The sequence below is a fragment of the Tenacibaculum aestuarii genome (assembly GCF_964510395.1).
Lineage (GTDB): Bacteria > Bacteroidota > Bacteroidia > Flavobacteriales > Flavobacteriaceae > Polaribacter > Polaribacter aestuarii.
Map to the genome: position 1 here is coordinate 101,170 of NZ_CAZEFY010000004.1, position 20,206 is coordinate 121,375.

At 32.7% G+C, this 20,206-nt stretch carries 23 protein-coding genes; 9 read left to right on the forward strand and 14 right to left on the reverse strand.

Annotated features, from left to right (window positions below):
- The 7 genes from ACKTSU_RS13530 to ACKTSU_RS13560 form a co-directional block, all read right to left on the reverse strand.
- On the reverse strand, positions 1 to 1,056 hold the full coding sequence (locus ACKTSU_RS13530) for an NAD(P)/FAD-dependent oxidoreductase (protein ID WP_408037048.1): 1,056 nt from the start codon (positions 1,054 to 1,056) through the stop codon (positions 1 to 3).
- Positions 1,057 to 1,247: 191 nt separating this feature from the next.
- A complete protein-coding gene (locus ACKTSU_RS13535) occupies positions 1,248 to 1,484 on the reverse strand; it encodes a NifU family protein (protein ID WP_099214828.1) in 237 nt (78 codons plus the stop codon).
- A gap of 6 nt (positions 1,485 to 1,490) precedes the next feature.
- A complete protein-coding gene (locus tag ACKTSU_RS13540; RefSeq protein WP_408037049.1) occupies positions 1,491 to 2,621 on the reverse strand; it encodes an Mrp/NBP35 family ATP-binding protein in 1,131 nt (376 codons plus the stop codon).
- A gap of 161 nt (positions 2,622 to 2,782) precedes the next feature.
- Positions 2,783 to 3,328: a DUF4269 domain-containing protein gene (locus ACKTSU_RS13545; protein ID WP_408037050.1), complete on the reverse strand. Its 546-nt coding sequence runs from the start codon at positions 3,326 to 3,328 to the stop codon at positions 2,783 to 2,785.
- Positions 3,325 to 3,648, reverse strand: a complete 324-nt coding sequence (locus ACKTSU_RS13550) for an MGMT family protein (protein WP_408037051.1) — start codon at positions 3,646 to 3,648, stop codon at positions 3,325 to 3,327. The genes ACKTSU_RS13545 and ACKTSU_RS13550 overlap by 4 nt, the downstream gene beginning before the upstream one ends.
- A gap of 82 nt (positions 3,649 to 3,730) precedes the next feature.
- Complete coding sequence (trmB, locus tag ACKTSU_RS13555) at positions 3,731 to 4,402, reverse strand: tRNA (guanosine(46)-N7)-methyltransferase TrmB (protein WP_408037052.1); 672 nt, start codon at positions 4,400 to 4,402, stop codon at positions 3,731 to 3,733.
- 12 nt (positions 4,403 to 4,414) lie between these two features.
- On the reverse strand, positions 4,415 to 4,636 hold the full coding sequence (locus ACKTSU_RS13560) for a DUF6341 family protein (protein ID WP_408037053.1): 222 nt from the start codon (positions 4,634 to 4,636) through the stop codon (positions 4,415 to 4,417).
- 42 nt (positions 4,637 to 4,678) lie between these two features.
- Here ACKTSU_RS13560 and ACKTSU_RS13565 point away from each other — a divergent pair, with 42 nt between their 5' ends.
- Positions 4,679 to 5,584: a DUF6427 family protein gene (locus ACKTSU_RS13565; protein WP_408037054.1), complete on the forward strand. Its 906-nt coding sequence runs from the start codon at positions 4,679 to 4,681 to the stop codon at positions 5,582 to 5,584.
- A 4-nt stretch (positions 5,585 to 5,588) separates the two neighbouring features.
- Here ACKTSU_RS13565 and upp read toward each other — a convergent pair whose 3' ends face one another.
- Positions 5,589 to 6,242 carry a uracil phosphoribosyltransferase gene (gene upp, locus ACKTSU_RS13570; protein WP_408037055.1) on the reverse strand — a complete coding sequence of 218 codons (654 nt, stop codon included), beginning with the start codon at positions 6,240 to 6,242 and terminating at the stop codon, positions 5,589 to 5,591.
- A 43-nt stretch (positions 6,243 to 6,285) separates the two neighbouring features.
- Positions 6,286 to 7,059 (reverse strand): alpha/beta fold hydrolase, encoded by a 774-nt coding sequence (locus ACKTSU_RS13575; protein ID WP_408037057.1) that lies wholly within the window; start codon positions 7,057 to 7,059, stop codon positions 6,286 to 6,288.
- A gap of 39 nt (positions 7,060 to 7,098) precedes the next feature.
- On the opposite strand from ACKTSU_RS13575, the gene brnQ reads away from it, so the two are divergent.
- Positions 7,099 to 8,382: a branched-chain amino acid transport system II carrier protein gene (gene brnQ, locus ACKTSU_RS13580; RefSeq protein ID WP_408037059.1), complete on the forward strand. Its 1,284-nt coding sequence runs from the start codon at positions 7,099 to 7,101 to the stop codon at positions 8,380 to 8,382.
- Between the two features lie 89 nt (positions 8,383 to 8,471).
- Here brnQ and ACKTSU_RS13585 read toward each other — a convergent pair whose 3' ends face one another.
- The 3 genes from ACKTSU_RS13585 to ACKTSU_RS13595 all read right to left on the reverse strand — a co-directional run bounded on the left by ACKTSU_RS13585 (position 8,472) and on the right by ACKTSU_RS13595 (position 11,524).
- Entirely contained in the window at positions 8,472 to 8,975 is a 504-nt protein-coding gene (locus tag ACKTSU_RS13585) for a DUF3575 domain-containing protein (protein ID WP_408037060.1), read from the reverse strand.
- Positions 8,976 to 9,190: 215 nt separating this feature from the next.
- Positions 9,191 to 11,296, reverse strand: coding sequence for a ferrous iron transport protein B (feoB, locus tag ACKTSU_RS13590; protein WP_408037061.1), 2,106 nt, complete (start codon positions 11,294 to 11,296; stop codon positions 9,191 to 9,193).
- Between the two features lie 3 nt (positions 11,297 to 11,299).
- Positions 11,300 to 11,524 carry a FeoA family protein gene (locus ACKTSU_RS13595; protein ID WP_408037062.1) on the reverse strand — a complete coding sequence of 75 codons (225 nt, stop codon included), beginning with the start codon at positions 11,522 to 11,524 and terminating at the stop codon, positions 11,300 to 11,302.
- 123 nt (positions 11,525 to 11,647) lie between these two features.
- Between ACKTSU_RS13595 and ACKTSU_RS13600 the strand changes: the two genes are divergently transcribed.
- The 4 genes from ACKTSU_RS13600 to ACKTSU_RS13615 are packed head-to-tail and all read left to right on the forward strand — an operon-like array spanning position 11,648 to position 15,526.
- A complete protein-coding gene (locus ACKTSU_RS13600) occupies positions 11,648 to 12,799 on the forward strand; it encodes a DNA polymerase III subunit (protein WP_408037063.1) in 1,152 nt (383 codons plus the stop codon).
- Positions 12,800 to 12,804: 5 nt separating this feature from the next.
- Positions 12,805 to 13,272 carry a hypothetical protein gene (locus ACKTSU_RS13605; protein ID WP_408037064.1) on the forward strand — a complete coding sequence of 156 codons (468 nt, stop codon included), beginning with the start codon at positions 12,805 to 12,807 and terminating at the stop codon, positions 13,270 to 13,272.
- A 50-nt stretch (positions 13,273 to 13,322) separates the two neighbouring features.
- Positions 13,323 to 14,735, forward strand: a complete 1,413-nt coding sequence (locus tag ACKTSU_RS13610) for a sensor histidine kinase (protein WP_408037065.1) — start codon at positions 13,323 to 13,325, stop codon at positions 14,733 to 14,735.
- Between the two features lie 8 nt (positions 14,736 to 14,743).
- Positions 14,744 to 15,526 carry an enoyl-CoA hydratase/isomerase family protein gene (locus ACKTSU_RS13615; RefSeq protein WP_408037066.1) on the forward strand — a complete coding sequence of 261 codons (783 nt, stop codon included), beginning with the start codon at positions 14,744 to 14,746 and terminating at the stop codon, positions 15,524 to 15,526.
- 193 nt (positions 15,527 to 15,719) lie between these two features.
- Here ACKTSU_RS13615 and ACKTSU_RS13620 read toward each other — a convergent pair whose 3' ends face one another.
- Both ACKTSU_RS13620 and ACKTSU_RS13625 read right to left on the reverse strand, forming a co-directional pair.
- Positions 15,720 to 16,373, reverse strand: a complete 654-nt coding sequence (locus tag ACKTSU_RS13620; RefSeq protein WP_408037067.1) for an HD domain-containing protein — start codon at positions 16,371 to 16,373, stop codon at positions 15,720 to 15,722.
- A gap of 65 nt (positions 16,374 to 16,438) precedes the next feature.
- Entirely contained in the window at positions 16,439 to 17,446 is a 1,008-nt protein-coding gene (locus tag ACKTSU_RS13625; RefSeq protein ID WP_408037068.1) for an aspartate-semialdehyde dehydrogenase, read from the reverse strand.
- 229 nt (positions 17,447 to 17,675) lie between these two features.
- Between ACKTSU_RS13625 and trhO the strand changes: the two genes are divergently transcribed.
- Genes trhO through ACKTSU_RS13640 form a run of 3 tightly spaced genes read left to right on the forward strand, consistent with a single transcriptional unit; the run spans position 17,676 to position 20,184 of the window.
- The gene (gene trhO / locus ACKTSU_RS13630) at positions 17,676 to 18,707 is read left to right on the forward strand and encodes an oxygen-dependent tRNA uridine(34) hydroxylase TrhO (protein WP_408026017.1); all 1,032 of its coding nucleotides are present in this window, start codon (positions 17,676 to 17,678) and stop codon (positions 18,705 to 18,707) included.
- Complete coding sequence (locus tag ACKTSU_RS13635; RefSeq protein WP_408037069.1) at positions 18,707 to 19,954, forward strand: peptidase U32 family protein; 1,248 nt, start codon at positions 18,707 to 18,709, stop codon at positions 19,952 to 19,954. The genes trhO and ACKTSU_RS13635 overlap by 1 nt, the downstream gene beginning before the upstream one ends.
- The gene (locus ACKTSU_RS13640) at positions 19,954 to 20,184 is read left to right on the forward strand and encodes a ferredoxin (protein WP_281980141.1); all 231 of its coding nucleotides are present in this window, start codon (positions 19,954 to 19,956) and stop codon (positions 20,182 to 20,184) included. Before ACKTSU_RS13635 ends, ACKTSU_RS13640 begins: the two co-directional genes overlap by 1 nt.
- The last annotated feature ends 22 nt before the right edge of the window (positions 20,185 to 20,206 follow it).

The following is a 20,206-nucleotide window of genomic DNA, read 5'->3' on the forward strand; positions in this document are numbered from 1 at the left end:
TTAATTAATCGCTTTAACTACAGCTTTAGGCGCTTCTTTTCTAGTACCATCAAATCCATCAACTCCACCAACCGTTGTGTATTTCATCACATATTTCTTGTCTGGATGAATACGTTTATAAGCGCTCTGACACATTAACGTTGCTTCGTGGAATCCGCATAAAATTAACTTTAACTTCCCTGGATAGGTATTTACATCTCCAATTGCATAAATTCCTTCAACATTGGTTTGGTAGTCTAAAGCGTTGTTTACTTTAATGGCATTTTTTTCAATCTCTAACCCCCAGTTAGCAATCGGACCTAACTTTGGTGCCAAACCAAATAATGGAATAAAATGCTCACAAGGTAATGTAAATGGTTCTTTATCTTTTTGCTCTACTAATACACCTTCAACTTTATCATCACCAATAATTCCTTTAACTTCTGCTGGTGTTATTAGCATTAGCTTTCCTTCGTTCTTTAACTCTTGTACTTTATCAACAGAATCTAGGGCTCCTCTAAACTCATTTCTTCTGTGAATTAAGGTTACTGATTTTGCTACGTCGGTTAAGAAAATAGACCAATCTAGAGCAGAGTCTCCTCCTCCAGCAATTACCACGTCTTTACCACGATAAATTTCTGGTTCTTTAATCATGTATTCCACTCCCTTATCTTCAAAATTTGCGATATTAGGAATAGGTGGTTTACGAGGCTCAAAACTTCCTAATCCTCCTGCAATAGCAACTACAGGTGCTTGATGTTTTGTTCCTTTGTTAGTTGTTACAATAAACGTTCCGTCATCTTGTTTTTCAATAGTATCTGCACGTTCTCCTAAGGTAAACCCTGGCTCAAATTGTTTAATTTGTTCTAGTAATTTATCGGTTAAATCTCCTGCTAAAATCTCTGGATAAGCTGGGATATCGTAAATAGGTTTCTTTGGATAAATTTCTGAACACTGCCCACCTGGTTGTGGTAAGGCATCAATTAAATGACAACGTAATTTTAATAATCCTGCTTCAAAAACCGTAAATAATCCTGTAGGTCCTGCTCCAATAATTAATATGTCTGTTTGTATCATTTTGTAACAAAATTCTCTTATTTATACTGAGATTCCCACCTTTTGAAGTAAGGCAGGAATATTTATGCGTTAGTGATTGAGTGGCTTGTTTGAGCTCTCCCAATTTTTTTAATTGGGAAGCGAGTAACGAAAGCACGCCCGAACGCCCAAAATTAAAGCAATTGTTTTACTTAAAACCTGACTTTTATCAGTTAAGCTACGTTAATTACTTCTGTAATTTCTGGTGCGTATTTTTTAATCGTTGCTTCTACTCCGTTTTTCAAGGTCATTTGATTGACTGAACAACCGCTGCAAGCTCCTTCTAATTGTACTTTTACTGTACTGTCTTCTATAGATAATAATTTAATATTACCTCCATCACTTACTAAAAAAGGTCGGATTTCTTCCAACGCTTTTTCTACATTATTTCTTATGTCTGCTGTTGCCATAACTGCTTATTTTGAGCTACAACCACTCATAGTAGTAATTCGTACTACTTCTGTTGGTGGTAAGTTTGCATTTCTTTTTAATAGTTGTGAAACCATTTCTTTGGTTACCTCTGTAAAAGCTTCTGCTAGTGGTGTGTTTTCTTGTAAAGCTACTGGATGTCCAACATCTCCTGCTTCACGTATGCTTTGTACTAATGGTATTTCTCCTAAGAAACTTGTTTCAATATCTTCTGCTAAATTTTTAGCACCTCCTTCTCCAAAAATATAATATTTATTGTTAGGAAGTTCTGCTGGTGTAAAATACGCCATATTTTCAACGATACCTAATACAGGTACGTTAATACTTTCTTGTTTAAACATTGCTACTCCTTTTTTAGCATCTGCTAAGGCAATGTTTTGTGGTGTACTTACTACAACTGCTCCGTTAATTGGCACTGCTTGCACTATTGATAAATGCACATCACCAGTCCCTGGAGGTAAGTCGATTAATAAGAAATCTAACTCTCCCCAATCTGCATCAAATATTAGTTGATTTAATGCTTTTGAAGCCATTGGTCCACGCCAAATTACTGCCTGATTAGGATCTGTAAAGAACCCTAATGATAATAATTTTACTCCGTAACTTTCAATAGGCTTCATTTTTGAGCGTCCATTTACATTTACCGCTAATGGTTTTTCTCTTTCTACATCAAACATTAAGTGTTGTGACGGTCCGTACACATCGGCATCTAACACTCCAACTTTAAAGCCCATTTTTGCTAATGAAACCGCCATATTTGAAGTAATAGTAGATTTTCCTACTCCTCCTTTACCTGAAGCTATCGCAATAATGTTTTGAATATTAGGAATTTCTTTTCCTCTAATTTGATTTGGGTTTTCTTTTTGTTGAACCTCCACCTTCACATTCACTTTTACATCGATTTTTTGATCAACGTGTTCGTGAATTGCTTTCATAATCTCAACTTCAACTTTCTTTTTTGCTTGTAGTGAAGGATTTGAAATTGTTACATCTACAATTACCTCATCACCAAAACTCACCACGTTAGTTATATTTTCGTTTTCAATTAAGCTTTTACCTTCTCCTGGCGCTGTAATTGTTTCTAACGCTTTGTATATATCTTGTTTTTTAAAACTCATGTTATGCTATATGCTTTAAGTAGCTAATAATAAACCTTCTACTTATTTGTATTTAATCCTAACTGCAAAGATACATTTTAGACCGCAGAAAATAAAGTGTTTAGATAGTGAATATTTATGAACTCATAAGCTTGATCTATAAACATAATCTCATTTAAAAACTAAGAAATATAGCCTTTCTCATATCCATAATTTAATAAACCCTGATACGGATCTCCTTCCAATCCTAAGAGTTGTGCAAAAGCAGGTTCTGTTTTAATTCCTTGTTGTTTTAAGGCTATTATTTTTGATTTGAATTCTGTTCTTTCCTCTAACAGCACTTGGTACTCAACAAGCATATGCAGGTAAGAGTCTTGCTTTTCTGGATGTTTATTTTGTATAAAAATCTCTATTGGAAAGGTTTTATATTCAAGTGTAATGATAGTTGTTTTTAAGTTTTTATATGATGGAATTGTCTTTACCTCAAACTCTGGAAGTTTTTCATATTTCTCACGCACAACTTTTAAAATGTCTTCATGATTTTTACTTTGACAAATAATATCTAAATCGCTTGATTCTATATCAATATTAATAGGTATTGTACCTACCAAAATAGGGTTAAAGTTTTTTAATAGTTCAAAAAGATTTAACTCTAATAATACTTTAAGAGCTTCTTTTTGCCGGACAGTTCCTTCTTTTAAGTATGTTATATCTTTAAAGTTTATCACAACTCTTCGCTTGGATTCCAAAACACCTTTTCAAAATTTTGAATTTGGTTCTCAATAACTTCTATTCCTTCGCTTTCTAACAATTGTTGCATGAGGTTTGTCCCTTCAAAATGGTGTTTTCCTGTTAACAATCCTTTTCTATTAACTACTCGGTGTGCTGGCACTTCTTTTTCTGAAGAATTATTCATTGCCCAACCAACCATTCTTGCCGAACGAGCTGCTCCTAAATAGGTAGCTATGGCTCCATAACTTGTTACTCTTCCATGTGGTATTAAACGAGCTACTTCATACACTTTTTCGAAGAAATTTTTATCTGTCATTTGGTAAAGATAGCTTTCTTTTAGAATTAAATTGGAATGTATAAAGAACACCTAAAACAAAAAATCCTGCTAATTAGCAGGATTAATAATTTAGTTTGAATTTTATATAGGTAATCGGTTTTCCGATTTCTAAATATTGTTTTTCGTAAAATGTTTGCGTACCGGTTACCTCTTCTGGGCTATACACATTTTTATAAACATCGTGATTAGCGTGTAAAATTTCGTGTCCTTCTCCATGTAATAAACCTAAAGTGTAACCGTGCATGAATTCACTATCTGTTTTTAAGTTGACTGTTCCTTCTGAATTTAAAATACCATGGTATTTCTTTAAAAATTCAGAATTCGTCATACGGTGCTTAGTACGTTTATACTTAATTTGTGGATCTGGGAAAGTTATCCAAATTTCAGAAACTTCGTTTTCAGCAAAAATATAATCGACCAACTCTATTTGGGTTCTGATAAACGCAACATTGTTCATGTCGTTTTCAAGAGCGGTTTTAGCTCCTCGCCAAAAACGTGCTCCTTTAATATCAATACCAATAAAGTTTTTATCAGGATTTTTTTCTGCTAACGCAATCGTATATTCACCCTTACCACAACCCAATTCTAAAACTATCGGATTGTCGTTTTTAAAGAAGTCTTTCCACTTTCCTTTATGTTGAAAATCGTTTACAACCTCTTCTCTAGTTGGCTGAATAACATTAGCGAACGTTTCATTTTCTTTGAAACGTTTTAATTTGTTTTTACTTCCCAAAGTGTATAGAAATTAGGCTCTATCTTCTGTTCCTTCTTTTTTGAAACGTGCTGCTTCTTTCATCCAATAAGCAAATAACACTAATAGGATTAATAAAAAGAACCAGTTTACAGCGTTAGAAGTCCACCAACCACCATCTGATTTAGCGATTGTTAAACGTAACCAGTTGAATGGAGCGAATAAAAAGTCGGTAAATAAACTACCAATCCATTTAAAAATATTGCCTGCTATCATATCTTAAGTATCTTTACAGCTGCAAAAATATAAAAAGAAACAATGTTAGCCAATTTTTTCGGTAAATCTAAACCCATAAATTTTATTGTACTCTTTGTACTTTTTTTAGGGTATTTTGTTTTAAGTATTTTTTCTAAAGAATTGTCATTGAACATTCTTACAGAACTAGGGTGGTTTTTAGTCGTTTTTTCTGTTTATAATTTTATCATTGCCAAAAACTTATTAACCTACGATAACTCTTTTGCTTTTCTGTTTTTTGTAATACTAATTGGTTTTTTTCCTGATGTTATTAACATAAACAAAACTTTTTATGCGAATTTAACTGTACTACTCTTCTTACGAAAAGTATATAGCTTGCAATCATCTAAGAATGTTTTCCATAAATTGTTTGATGGTGGTTTGTGGCTAGGTATTTCTTTTTTGATAGAGCCTTACACAGCTTTGTTAATCATACTGCTTTACCTATCAATTTTTCTACACCAACGATTTACGTATCAAACCTTGTTGATTCCTGTAATCGGAATTTTTGGACCTGTTTTTTTATACTTTACCTATTGTTTTTGGTATGATAAAACTGAAAAGTTTACGGCTCTTTTTAACTGGAATTTATATCCTGATTTGAGTTTTTACTCGCATCAAAAATCATTATTCCCTATACTTTTTATTAGTTTCTTTTTAATTGCCTCTATACTTTTAAAAAGTCCAAGAGCTCTTTCTGTACCTAATAAATTTAGAAAAAACTGGATTTTAGTACTGACACAGTTTGTAATTTCAACTATAATTTTTCTTTTAGTTGAAGATGGCTCTGGAACTGAGTTTTTATATGTGTTTTTCCCTGTATCTGTTATTCTAGCTAACGGAATTGAGTTTTTTCAGAAAAAATGGTATGCAGATGCTATTATTGCTTTGTTTTTACTTGCTTCTTTTGCTGTAAGTGCATTTATGTAAAGTTCTACAACTTTGCTCCATAAGCTAAATCTCCTGCATCACCTAAACCTGGAACAATATATCCTTTATCGTTTAGCTTTTCATCAATATCACCAATCCATAAAGTTGTTCCTTCAGGAAAATGTTTCCCTACATATTCAACACCTTCTTCTGACCCAATTACCGATACGATTATTATTTCTTTAGGTGTTCCATATTTTTTAATTCCTTCGTAAACCTCAACCATTGAGCGACCTGTTGCTAACATAGGATCTACTAACAATAATGTTTTCCCATCAATTGATGGTGCAGCAAAATATTCTACCACTATTTCAAACTCTTCATCATTGTTTGGATGGTGACGATACGCCGAAATAAAGGCATTTTCTACATCATCAAAATAATTCAGCATTCCGTTATGTAACGGTAACCCTGCTCTAAGAATTGAGCACAATACAATATTATTAGTTGGTAAGTTTGTTTGTTTTGTACCTAAAGGAGTTGTTATTTCTTTAGTATCATAATTCAATTTTTTACTAAGTTCATACCCTAAAACTTCACCTATTCGTTCTATATTTCTACGAAAACGCATTGAATCTTTTTGAACCGTAACATCTCTAAGTTCTGCTAAGAATTTATTAAGAATAGAATTTTGCTTTGCTAAATGATGAACTTTCATTAACTTAAATCTTTTAAAACTTTACAAAAGTAACAGAAAATTATTAGGATTTCACAAAGTTAGCTAACGCTTTTAACAGTTCTTCTTTTGCTTCAATATGACTCATATGACCGTTGGGTAATTCAACCAAAGGTGTATTTGTTCTGTTCGATTCTTTTACAACAGCATCATAATTTAATATTGAATCTTGTTTACCTGCAATCATCAATCGTTTATCAATTGTTTGTAAAACTGCTTCTTTGTTTTCACGCAAACGCATTCCTTCACTTGCAGCAATATATCCTCTCACAGTAGTTTTTAATGCTTCCTCCCTTACTTTTTCTATTACTTCGGAAAATTGCTCTCGAGTTTGTTCAGCAAATAAATTGCCTATAGACATTTTTACCAGAGTTTCATAATTTTCTTTTGCCATCTTATTAGCTCTAAGACGTAACTTTTTTCTTTCTTCGCTGTCTGCTTGAGAAGTAGAATTTAGCAAACACAATCCTTTTACATTCTTCGGGTATTTTTCTGCAAAAGCAAGGGCAACATAGCCTCCCATTGAGTGCCCTACAAAAATAGCTCTGCGAATTTTTAATTCTTGTAACACAGCTTTTACTGCTTCTGCCATTTCTTCCATCGAATGAATATATCCAATACACCCTGTTTTTCCATGCCCCAACAAATCGATACAAATCACACGGTTTCTTTTAGAAATTTCCTCAACAACAGCATCCCACATGGTATTATTTTCTAAAAATCCATGTAACAAAACAACACTATTCCCTTTACCAGTATCTGTGTAAAAAACCGTGGTTTCCTTAAATTTTACAATCATTTTTTAATGTATATTGGTCGCCTATTAATTTGCTAAACGATGCACAAAACTAAGGAGATATTTATAAACGGGTTTGCTTTATTTTCAATGTTTTTCGGAGCTGGAAATTTAATTTTACCTCCTCTTTTAGGTAAAAACGCAGGAAATTTATGGATTTGGGTTACACTTGGTTTTTTTGTTACAGCAGTATTTATTCCTATGTTAGGAATTTTAGCACATGCTAAGTTACAAGGTACCATGTACGATTTTGGTAAAAAAGTATCTCATCCTTTTAGCCTTGTTTACTGCTTTGTTATGTATGCTATTTGTCTTGCTTTACCTGCACCTAGAACAGCATCTGTAACTCATGAAATGGCTATTGCTCCTTATTTTGATAGTAGTTCTTTACTTACTAGTACTGTTTACTTTGGGTTGGTTTTTATCTTTTCAATAAACCGTTCAAAAGTATTAGAATTGTTAGGTAAGTTCTTAACTCCACTCATCATCTTTATTCTATTGGCGATTATTTTTGTTGGAATTTTCATCGCTCCTGAAGCTGTAAACCCATCATCTTTTAAAATGCCTTTTGTAGATGGTTTGCTAGAAGGGTATCAAACTTTTGATGCTATCGCTTCAATAGTCGTTGGTGGAGTTTTAGTTGTTTCGATGAACTTTAACACCAATACTTCGTTTGAAGAGAAAAAAGAATTAATTACCAAAGCTGGATTAATAGCAGGTTTCGGCTTGTTAATTATATATGCTGGACTTATTTATAACGGAGTTTTATTTAGTTCTACTTTTGGTGAAGATGCTACGAGAACAGAAATTTTAAACTCTTTAAGCTACCAAACACTTGGTAATATAGGTAGTGTTTTTTTAAGTGTTTTAGTTGCTTTAGCTTGTTTTACAACAGCAGTTGGAATTATTACAGGTACTGCTGATTATTTTAAAGGAATTAATAACAATTCTCAAAAAATTTTTATAATCACTGCTATTATTGGTTGCTTATTAGGAATTGCTATTGGACAGTTTGATGTAAAATATATCATAAATATTGCTTTACCTGCATTGATGTTTATTTACCCAATAACCATCATTTTAATTATATTGAATGTACTTCCAGAAAGATACACTTCAACTACCGTATTTAAAATTGTGGTTGCAGTTACTTTTCTATTCAGTATTCCAGACTTTTTAGGATATATTGTTGATACTGAATATTTATCTGGAATAAAAAACACCATTCCGTTTGCCAACCAAAATTTAGGATGGGTATTACCTGCTATTTTAAGTTTTGTAATCGCTAATTTGATTCAAAAGAAAAAACCTGTTCTAACAGAGTAGTTTATTTAATTACGCTTTTTGAATGACATTATCATAAACTAAAAAAGCTCGCGATTGCGAGCTTTTTTAGTTTATCTAAGTTGAATATCTTAAAAACGATATCCTAAATTTATTCCTACCCTAGGTACAACTGCACGAGATTCCGAAGTAAATAAATTTCTACCTAAACCTCCGTAGATATCAAGTACAAAACCTCCTGACGACACATATTTTGATCCGAATGCAATACCCAAAGCTCCATCCGTATATTCTTTATATTGTTTAAGCATTGTTCCTTCTACTGTAACTTCTCTTTCTCCTGTATTTATTCCCATAAAAACTTCTCCAAAATAATTCCAGTTACTACTATCACTAAAATAATGACGGAAGAAAGGAGTAAACATTTGCTTTTCGTTGTACTTAAAATCAACCGATCTTTTTTCAAAATTGAATAATGCTGAAATACCGATTGACGACCTTTCTGTTGTATAATACTCGTACGATAATTCTAATGTTTTAAAAGCTAAAGCATCAAATAAATCTGCCTTAATTTCTTGTTGTGCCTGTGCAAAAGAGCTGACAAAAACTACAGCTACTAAAAGTATTTTTTTCATATTAAATTTTACTGATTACTTCCCTTTTGTATATATCAAGTATAATACCACAAACTTACACCTTCTGCTAAAATTGCAGTAATAAGGTATTGTTAAACGTTATTAAGAGCAATTACAATTGGTATCACATTTATCTTTTTTAGTCTTAAAGAAAAACTTTTTAACTAAAAAAACAACCGCCCCTAAAACAACTAAATATGTTAAAACTTCTTGCATTAGCTTAAAATTTGATAGGCTGCAAAAGCAGATAAGTAAGCTAAAATACCCATGCTCACTAATTGAACCAATGGCCACTTCCAGCTTTTTGTTTCACGTTTTACAATTGCCAAGGTTGCCATACATTGCATTGCAAATGCATAAAACAACAATAACGACATTCCTGTTGCAAAATTGAATCGTTTTTCACCAGTATCTGGATTTATTTCTGACTCCATTTTTTGCTTAATCGTAGTTGAATCTTCGCTATCATCTTCAACACTATAAATAGTAGCCAGTGTACCAATAAACACTTCGCGAGCAGCAAAAGAACTAATCAATCCGATTCCTATTTTCCAATCATAACCTAACGGTTTAACAATAGGTTCAATAGTTTTACCTGCTATTCCAATATACGAATTTTCTAACTTAGCTGAAGCTACTTTTTTCGATAATTCTTCTTCTGACAATTGCTGATTCGCTACATTTTCAACTACATTTTTTTCTGCATTTTCAAAAGCTGACGGTCCGTGAGATGCTAAAAACCACAATACTATTGAGATTGCTAAAATGATTTTTCCTGCTCCAAAAACAAATGCTTTTGTTTTATCTAACACATCAAAAAACACATTTTTTACCGATGGTATTTTGTAATTAGGCATTTCAACTACAAAAAGTGAATTGTTTTTAATTTTTAATGTTTTGTGTAAAACATATGCCGCTATGATCGCCGCTGCAAACCCTAAAATATACAGCGCTAACAAAGTAAAACCTTGTAAACTTAAAAAACCGAACAATTTAGTATCAGGAATTATTAATGCGATTAAGATTGCATATACAGGTAAACGTGCCGAACAAGTTGTAAAGGGTGTTACCAAAATGGTAATCAAACGCTCTTTCCAACTACCAATAGTACGAGTTGCCATAATTGCTGGTATTGCACAGGCAGTTCCTGAAATTAATGGAATTACACTTTTACCGCTCATTCCGAACTTACGCATAATCTTATCCATTAAAAACACTACTCTACTCATATAACCTGTCTCTTCAAGAATAGAAATAAACAGGAATAAAATGGCAATCTGTGGAATAAAGATTACTACTCCACCAACTCCTGGAATAATACCATCGGTAAGTAAGTCGGTAAACATTCCTGCAGGTAATTGTGCTTTGGTAAATTCAGCAATTTCAGCAAATAAACCATCTATAAAATCCATTGGAGTAGACGCCCAATCAAAAATTGATTGAAATATCAGTAGTAATAATCCGAAGAAAATTACATACCCAAATATTTTATGTGTAAAAACTCTATCGAGCCTACTACGTACATCTCTAGCTTTTGATTTATCTACCTGATATGTTTTCTTTAAGATGTTATTTATTTTCTGATATCTGTAAATTGTTTCTTTATGTTGATGCTTTTTTTGTGTTGCTTCTTCACTTTCAAACTCCTTTATTTTCTCCTTTTCTTCGTCAGAAAGTAATGAAATGTGTTTTTTGGTAAGCAACATCCACATTTCATAAGCTGTAAATTCATCACTTACTGAAGATAACTTATTAAAATAAGTAACATCTATTTTTTCTGCTAACTCATTAAAGTTAGAATGAACTTGTAACGATTCATAATTGGCAATTACACTTTTTAAATCATCAATCCCTTCATTATTTCTTGCCGACATTAACACTACTTTGGTGTGCAATTCTTTTTCTAAAGCAGGTATATCTATCGAAATTCCTTTACGTTGTAGCTGATCTGCCATGTTTAAAGCCAAAACCGTCGGAATTTCTAAATCTTGGATTTGAGAAAACAGCAATAAGTTTCGCTTTAAATTTTCAATATCAGCAACCACAACAATCATATCAGGTTTATCATCTCGATGCGCTGTCATCAAAGTTTTTAAAACGATACTTTCATCTAAAGAAGTTGGATTAATACTATATGTACCTGGTAAATCAGTAATCGTAGCGCTTTTACCATTGGGTAATTTAGAGACCCCTTGTTTTTTATCAACGGTGACACCTGGATAGTTTCCTACCTTTTGGTTTAACCCTGTAAGTTGATTGAATAATGATGTTTTTCCTGTATTCGGATTCCCAATTAATGCTACTTTAATACGATTGCTCATCGGCTATAGTTTAAGTATTGATATTTGACAAGCTGTTTCTTTTCGAATTGCTAAATGACTCCCATTTACACAGATGTACAGAGGGTCTTTTAACGGAGCTACTTGAAGTAATTCAACCTCTGCTCCTGGCAAACATCCCATTTCTAACAACTTTAACGGAATCTTATCTAAACACTCTTCAGATATAATTCCTTTTTCTCCGATTTGTAATGATGCAATTGTACTCAAAAAAACACGTATTTTTAGCTAGCAAATATACCAAAATAGAATCATTCTAAACAATATATCAATACAATATATCATTTACTTACAATCGATTGTTCTCTTTGTTTGTTGTCTTATATTTGTGGTATGACTTTCGACGAAATTATTGGGCAAGAACACATTAAAAAACACTTACAGCAATCCGCTGAAAACAACAGAATTCCGCACGCGCAACTCTTTGTTGGTAAAGAAGGTAGCGGAACCTTACCTATGGCAATAGCCTATGCTCAATACTTGTTGTGTAGTTTTTCAGACAATACGGAAGCTTGCAACATTAAATGTAATAAATTACAACATCCTGACTTACATTTTGCTTTTCCTGTTACTACAAACGATTCGGTAAAAAAACATCCTGTTAGTAATTTGTTTTTAGATGATTGGAGATCTTTTATCGAAAAACAACCTTACGGAAGTTTGTTTAATTGGCTACAATACATTGGCGTAGAAAACAAACAGGGACAAATTGGAGTTGACGAGGCAGAAGACATCGTAAAAAAACTACAACTAAAATCGTACGAAGGAGGTTTTAAAGTGATGATTATTTGGATGGCTGAAAAAATGAATGTTGCAGCTTCAAATAAATTATTAAAACTAATAGAAGAACCACCAAGTAAAACAGTATTTATTTTAGTTACTGAAGATGAAGAGCAAATTATAAACACTATAAAATCTAGATGTCAAGCTTTACATTTTCCTGCGTTAAGTGAAAGCGACATTGCAACCAATTTAGTGCAACAAAAAGGAATTTCAGAAAATGAAGCGATTAAAATTGCCCATCAATCTGAAGGAAATTACAACAAAGCTTTACTTCTGTTAAACAACGACTCTAACGATTTAATTTTCGAACAATGGTTTATTACTTGGATTCGTGCTGCCTTTAGAGCAAAAGGAAATGCTGCTATTATTCAAGATTTAATTGGTTGGTCAGAAGAGATTTCAAAAACAGGTCGTGAAACACAAAAGCAGTTTTTACAATATTGTTTACAGTTTTTCAGACAAGCCTTATTACTTAATTACGGAACTCCAGATTTAGTTTTTTTAGAAACGCAATCAGCCAATTTCGAGTTATCAAAATTTGCTCCGTTTATCCATAGTGGAAATATCATGACTATTGAAAAAGAAGTAAGTGATGCCCAATACCACATTGAAAGAAACGGAAACGCTAAAATTATTTTATTAGATTTATCAATAAAACTAACACGTTTGTTGCATACTAAAGAAGAAAAACTTCAATCATAAGAATTATGAGAACACAATATTTTATTGCTGCGTTAATTTTCGGAATATTTTTTGTTGCCTGTAAACAAGAAAAAGAACCTTTATTGAAAGATTATTTGATTGGTAATTGGGAAACCACTTATTTAAAAATAGAATATTTAACAGCTAACGAAACGGATAGCACATCTGTTTTTGAAGACGATTTTAGCAAGCCATCGTCAGGAAAAGCACAATCTTCTTATAAAAATAATGGAACTTTTGTTGCTTGGTTCGTACAGCCTGATGGACAAAAAGTAGGTGAAACGACCGGAAAATGGGAAACCAAAGGAGATAGTTTGTTCGTAGATTATTTATATTTAGGAAATCAGGTACAAGCTTGGTATACAATAAAAATAGCTGAAAATGGTTTTGAAGCTACCTCTACATACGATTGGGACAACGATGGTGAAAAGGACGATACTCTATTAATGAAAACAAAAAGAATTAAGCTATAAAATTGCGCATTTTCAACAACATATCGCTACGAATTAGAATATTCTTGTCAATGATACTTTTAGTATTATTGGCTTCTATTTTAATTGTATTAGTCACAATTTACCAGTACGATGAACAAACTAAAGATTATAACATCTCAAGGTTTGAACGTAAAGAAGCATCTACAAAACAAGATATAGAAATAGAGTTAAAACGTAGAACAACGTATCCTGTAACTACTCAAAATTTATCTAAAATATTTCAAGACAGAATTTATGACATTGCTTATGTACATAAACTTACTGTTTCGATGTATGATATGGGTGGTAACTTGTTAAAGTCCTCTATTCCTTATAATTTCGACAAAAAAGAAGGTTCAAATCTACCTAAAGAAACCATAAAGGATCTTGCAAATAATTCTAATCATAAAATCTTAAAAAGTAGAACAGAAAAAGGAATTACTTACCAATCTTCATACTCATATATTAATGATCCTCGTTTTAAACGAATTGGAATTTTAGAATTACAAATTGCTCAAGACAACGAAGAACAACAGCACGAACTTCGCGAATTTATTTCGCGTTTGTCATTGGTGTATTTATTAATGCTCATCATCGCAATTGTTTTGGCCTATTTCTTATCAACATATATTACGCGTTCTATTCAGACAATTTCAGAAAAAATTAAAGAAACACGCTTAAACAAGCGCAACGAAAAAATTACGTTGAACTCTGCTAGTTCAGAGATTAACTCGTTAGTAGCTGCCTACAACAATATGATAGATCAGCTAGAAGATAGTGCTGCTAGACTTGCTAAAAGTGAACGTGAGCAAGCTTGGAGAGAAATGGCAAAACAAGTAGCGCATGAAATTAAAAATCCGCTAACTCCTATGCGTTTATCGGTACAAAGTTTTGAAAGAAAATTTGACCCCAACGATCCAAATATAAAAGAAAAGCTTTCTGAATACAGTGAAACTCTTATTCAGCAAATTGATGTGATGAGCTCTATTGCCTCTGCTTTTTCTGACTTTGCTAAAATGCCAACACAGCGTCGTGAAAAAATGAATGTTGTTGATGTTGTTAAGCATTCATTAGATATTTTTACGGAAGATTATATAGAATACCTTCCGCAAGAAGAAGAACTTTATGCGAGTCTTGATAAAACACAATTAATACGAATTGTTACCAATTTGGTTAAAAATTCAATACAAGCAATAAAAGAAACTGATAAAAACCCTAAAATAGAAGTAAAAGTGGCTTCAGAAGGAAACAGTGTAAAAATTACGGTTTCTGATAACGGTAAGGGGATTAGTGATAAAAACAAAGAACTTATTTTCGAACCTAAATTCACCACAAAAACAAGTGGAATGGGCTTAGGTTTATCGATGATAAAAAATATAATTGAAGCGTATGACGGGTCTATTTCCTTTACTTCAACCAAAGGAGTAGGAACCGTTTTTACCGTAATTTTACCAAAAACATAAATAGTATCATGAATTTTGAAAATATTTTAGTTGAACAAGCTAACGGATTAGCAACTGTAACCATTAACAGACCAAAGAAATTAAACGCTTTAAACAAAGCTACAATTGAAGAATTACACAGTGTTTTTAAAGCTTTAGAGAATGATTCAGCTGTTAAAGCAATTATCATTACAGGAAGTGGTGAAAAAGCTTTTGTTGCCGGTGCAGATATTTCTGAATTTGCTCATTTTTCTATTGAAGAAGGAGGAATGTTAGCAAAAAAAGGACAAGAAATTTTATTTGATTTTGTTGAAAACCTATCTACTCCTGTTATTGCTGCTGTTAACGGTTTTGCTTTAGGTGGTGGATTAGAATTAGCAATGGCTTGTCATTTTAGAGTAGCTTCAGACAATGCTAAAATGGGCTTACCTGAAGTATCTTTAGGAGTTATTCCCGGATACGGAGGTACACAACGATTACCACAATTAGTAGGTAAAGGAAAAGCTATGGAATTAATTATGACAGCAGGTATGATTTCTGCTGATGAAGCAAAAGACGCTGGTTTAGTTAACCATGTAACTTCACAAGAAGAACTACTTTCTCTAGCTGAAAAAATTGCCTCTAAAATTATGCGAAATTCTTCTGTAGCAATCAGTGCAGCAATTAAAGCTGTAAACGATAATTTTAAAGATGGAGTTAATGGTTTTGAAACAGAAATTACTGAATTTGGAAACTGTTTTGGAACCGAAGATTTTAAAGAAGGAACTACTGCGTTTTTAGAAAAGCGTAAACCAGATTTTCCTGGGAAATAATAAGCTATATCATACAAACAAAAAAAGCATCTAACCTGAGTTTAGATGCTTTTTTTTACAATAAGGGGATTACATTAATAAGCTAGGGGGTTATTAACTGAGGCAAATATATATTAAATTCAATAATAGCCAAATTTTAACGTAAATTTTTTATTAAAATAACGATATTTTTACATTATTACCTTAAAAAACATTAAACCTTTCCATTCCACTCATTATAAAACTGTTGTAAAAAGCCCTCCATGTACGCATGTCGTTCTGCTGCAATAGCTTTACCTGCTTGCGTGTTCATTTTATCTTTTAATAACAATAGTTTTTCATAAAAATGATTAATAGTTGGTGCTGTAGACTTTTTATACTCTTCTTTTGTCATATTTAAATTCGGACGAATCTCTGGATTGTACAATTCCCTATTTTTAAATCCTCCATAATTAAAACAACGAGCTATTCCAACAGCTCCTATAGCATCTAATCGGTCTGCATCCTGAATTACATCTAGTTCAGGAGAAGTGAACTTTTGCTCAAAATTTCCTCCTTTAAAAGAAATGTTAGTAATTATCTTTTCTATATGAGTAATTATTTCTTCAGGAACCATCTGACTCTCAAGAAACACTCTGGCTTTTTGCGGACCAACAGTTTCATCTCCATTGTAAAATTTGCTATCCGCTATATCATGTAGTAAAGCTCCTAAAGAAACCACAAACATATCTACATATTCATCTTCTGCTATCAACAATGCATTTTTGTATACGCGTTCAATGTGAAAAAAATCATGCCCTCCCTCTGCTCCTTTTAAGGTGTCTTTTACAAACTCAATTGTGTTTTGTATTATTTGTTCTTTGTTCATAATCCAAAAATAAAAATCCTGCACTTACAAGCACAGGATTTTTAAAGTATTATTATTAAATATTTTTAAGCAGTAACCGATGGTTTCACCAAATTGTTAGCTACTAGATATTCTGCTATTTGAATGGTATTAGTTGCTGCTCCTTTACGTAAGTTATCAGCAACAATCCACATATTTAAAGTATTAGGTTGAGATTCATCTCTTCTAATTCTACCTACAAAAACCTCATCTTTATTGTTTGCTAAAATAGGCATTGGGTATACATTATTTTGTACATCATCTTGTACAACAACACCATCAGTTTGTGTAAGTAACTCGCGTACTTTGTCTAATTCAAAATCATTTTCAAATTGAACATTTACAGCCTCAGAATGTCCTCCAGCAGTTGGTATTCTAACTGCCGTAGCTGTAACACTAAAAGAATCGTCTCGTAAAATCTTTTTAGGCTCTTTTACCAGCTTCATTTCCTCTTTAGTGTAACCATTTTCTAAAAACACATCACAATGTGGCAATGCATTTCTTCCAATAGGGTGCGGATACGCCATTTCTCCTTTAACGCCTGCTTGTTCATTATCTAATTGCTGAACAGCTTTAACACCAGTTCCAGAAACAGATTGATAAGTTGAAATCACCACACGTTTCATTGTATATTCTTTATGTAACGGAGCTAACGCCATTACTAACTGAATAGTAGAGCAGTTTGGATTTGCTATAATTTTATCTTCGCTAGTTAATACATCTCCATTAATTTCTGGAACTACTAACTTCTTTGTTGGATCCATTCTCCAAGCAGAAGAATTGTCAATTACTGTTGTTCCAACAGCTGCAAACTTCGGTGCCCACTCTAAAGAAGTTTCTCCTCCAGCAGAAAACAACGCAATGTCTGGTCGCATAGCTACTGCGGTTTCTAAACCAACAATTGTATAATTTGTTCCTTGAAATTCAATTTGATTTCCCACTGAACGCTCTGAAGCAACAGGAATTAATTCTGTTACTGGAAAATTACGTTCTGCTAATACTTGTAACATTACATTACCTACCATTCCGGTAGCGCCTACCACTGCTACTCTCATTTTTTTTTTGCTATTTGAGTATAAAATTTATTGTTTGTCAGCTACAAAGGTTTAAAAAAAACAAATTGGTTGTATCTCATTTGTTAGAAAAAATACGTTAAAATTTAAAAAATATACCATTTAGGCTTAAATAGTATTGTTTTAAACAGTAAAACTCAAAAAATCAGTACATTTGCACCGGTTTTCTGGAAAAACCTCAACATGTTTGTTTAACTTAAAAAAGTATAGCATGCAACTGTACAACAAGTTAAGCGCAGAAGAACGCGCTAAATTAATTGATGATGCGGGTAAAGACCGTATTACAATCTCATTCTATCAATATCATAAGATAGAAAATCCTACTTTATTTAGAAATAAATTATTCCTTGAATGGAATGAATTAGATGTTTTAGGAAGAACATATGTTTCATACGAAGGAATCAACGCTCAAATATCTGTTCCCTCAGAAAACTTTCTAGCTTTAAAAAAACAACTAGATAGTATTTCTTTTTTAAATGGAATTCGTTTAAACGTAGCTATTGAGCACGATAATAAATCGTTTTTAAAACTAAAAGTAAAAGTTCGTAACAAAATTGTTGCTGACGGATTAAATGACGACACTTTTGATGTTACCGACAAAGGAGTACATTTAAATGCAAAGGAATTTAATGAAATGCTAGCAAATCCGAATACGGTTTGTGTAGATATGCGTAACCATTACGAAAGTGAAATTGGACATTTTGACGGTGCAGTAACTCCAGATGTTGATACGTTTAGAGATTCATTAGATATTATTGAAGAAGATTTAAAAGACCATAAAGAAGATAAAAACTTACTAATGTATTGTACAGGTGGAATTCGATGTGAAAAAGCATCTGCCTACTACAAACACAAAGGTTTTAAAAATGTTTTCCAACTTGAAGGAGGAATTATTGAATATACTCGTCAGGTAAAAGATGAAGGTTTAGAAAACAAGTTTTTAGGAAAGAATTTTGTTTTTGACCACCGAAGAGCTGAAAAAATTTCTGATGATGTAATTGCCAATTGTCATCAATGTGGAAAACCTTGTGACACACATACCAACTGCGCCAACGAAGGTTGTCACTTATTATTCATTCAGTGTGATGACTGTGCTGAAAAAATGGAAAACACCTGTTCTCCTGAATGCCAAGACATCATTCATTTACCCTACGAAGAGCAAAAAGAATTGCGTAAAGGAAAACACGCAAGCAATAAAATATTTAAAAAAGGACGTTCAGAAGCTTTAAAATTTAAAAAGTAATGCAAAAGATTGAGTTAATGGCTCCTGCTGGTAATTTTGAATCGTTACAGGCAGCTTTAGATAACGGATGTGATTCAATATATTTTGGTGTAGAGCAATTAAATATGCGTGCTCGAGCATCTATTAATTTTACCTTAGATGATTTAGAAGAAATCTCTCGTAGGTGTTCTGAAAAAAATGTTCGTACGTATTTAACCTTAAATACGATTGTCTACGATCATGATTTATCTATTGTAAAAACCTTAATCAAAAGAGCTAAAGAAGCGAACATTACTGCTGTGATTGCAATGGATCAAGCTGTAATTGCCATGGCAAGAGCAGAGGGTATGGAAGTACATATTTCTACGCAAATTAATATTACCAACATCGAAACGGTTAAGTTTTATGCCATGTTTGCTGATACCGTAGTATTGAGTAGGGAGTTGAGTTTACGTCAGGTAAAAAAGATTACTGAGCAAATTGAAAAAGAAGAAATCAAAGGACCATCTGGTCGTTTGTTAGAAATTGAAATTTTTGGTCACGGTGCTTTATGTATGGCCGTTTCCGGAAAATGCTATATGAGTTTACACTCGCATAATTCATCTGCAAACAGAGGAGCTTGTAAACAAAATTGTCGTAAAAAATATACGGTAATTGATCAGGAATCTGGTTTTGAAATGGAATTAGACAATGAGTACATTATGTCTCCTAAAGATTTATGCACCATCGATTTTTTAGATCAAGTTGCGGATGCTGGAATTAAAGTGTTGAAGATTGAAGGACGCGGTCGCGCACCAGAATATGTTGCCAAAGTTATCAAGTGTTATCGTGATGCTATTGACAGTTTATATAATGGAACTTACGACAAAGAGAAAGTAATTAGCTGGATGCAAGAACTTGAAAAAGTATACAATCGTGGTTTCTGGAATGGATATTATTTAGGTCAGAAATTAGGGGAATGGAGTAAAGAACCTGGTTCTCATGCTACTCAAAAGAAAGTATATTTAGGAAAGGGGATACACTATTTCCCTAAAGCTGAAATTGGAGAATTTAAAATTGAAGCATATGATTTAGCTGTAGGTGATACTATTTTAATTACAGGACCTACCACAGGTGCTCAAGAAATGGAATTAAAAAGCATGTTTGTAAATGATAAGGAAGCACAAACTGCTACCAAGGGTGATGAAGTTACTATGAAACTAGATTTCAGGATTCGTCCATCAGATAAATTATACAAAATTGTAAAAACCGAATTTGCTAAAAACTAATGGTTGTAATTACGTTACAAAGAAACAAGTGTATTGGCTGTAATTATTGCGTGGAGCTAGCTCCTGCACAATTTCAAATGTCAAAAAAGGATGGGAAATCGGTTTTATTACATTCTTCTGAAAAAAAAGGTTTCTTTACCATAAAATCACACGACGACAGTATTTTTGAAGCTTCGCACGAAGCCAAGAAAGCATGTCCAGTTAAAATTATTGAGGTAAAACAAGTATAACTTTATACCAAAAGAACAAAGA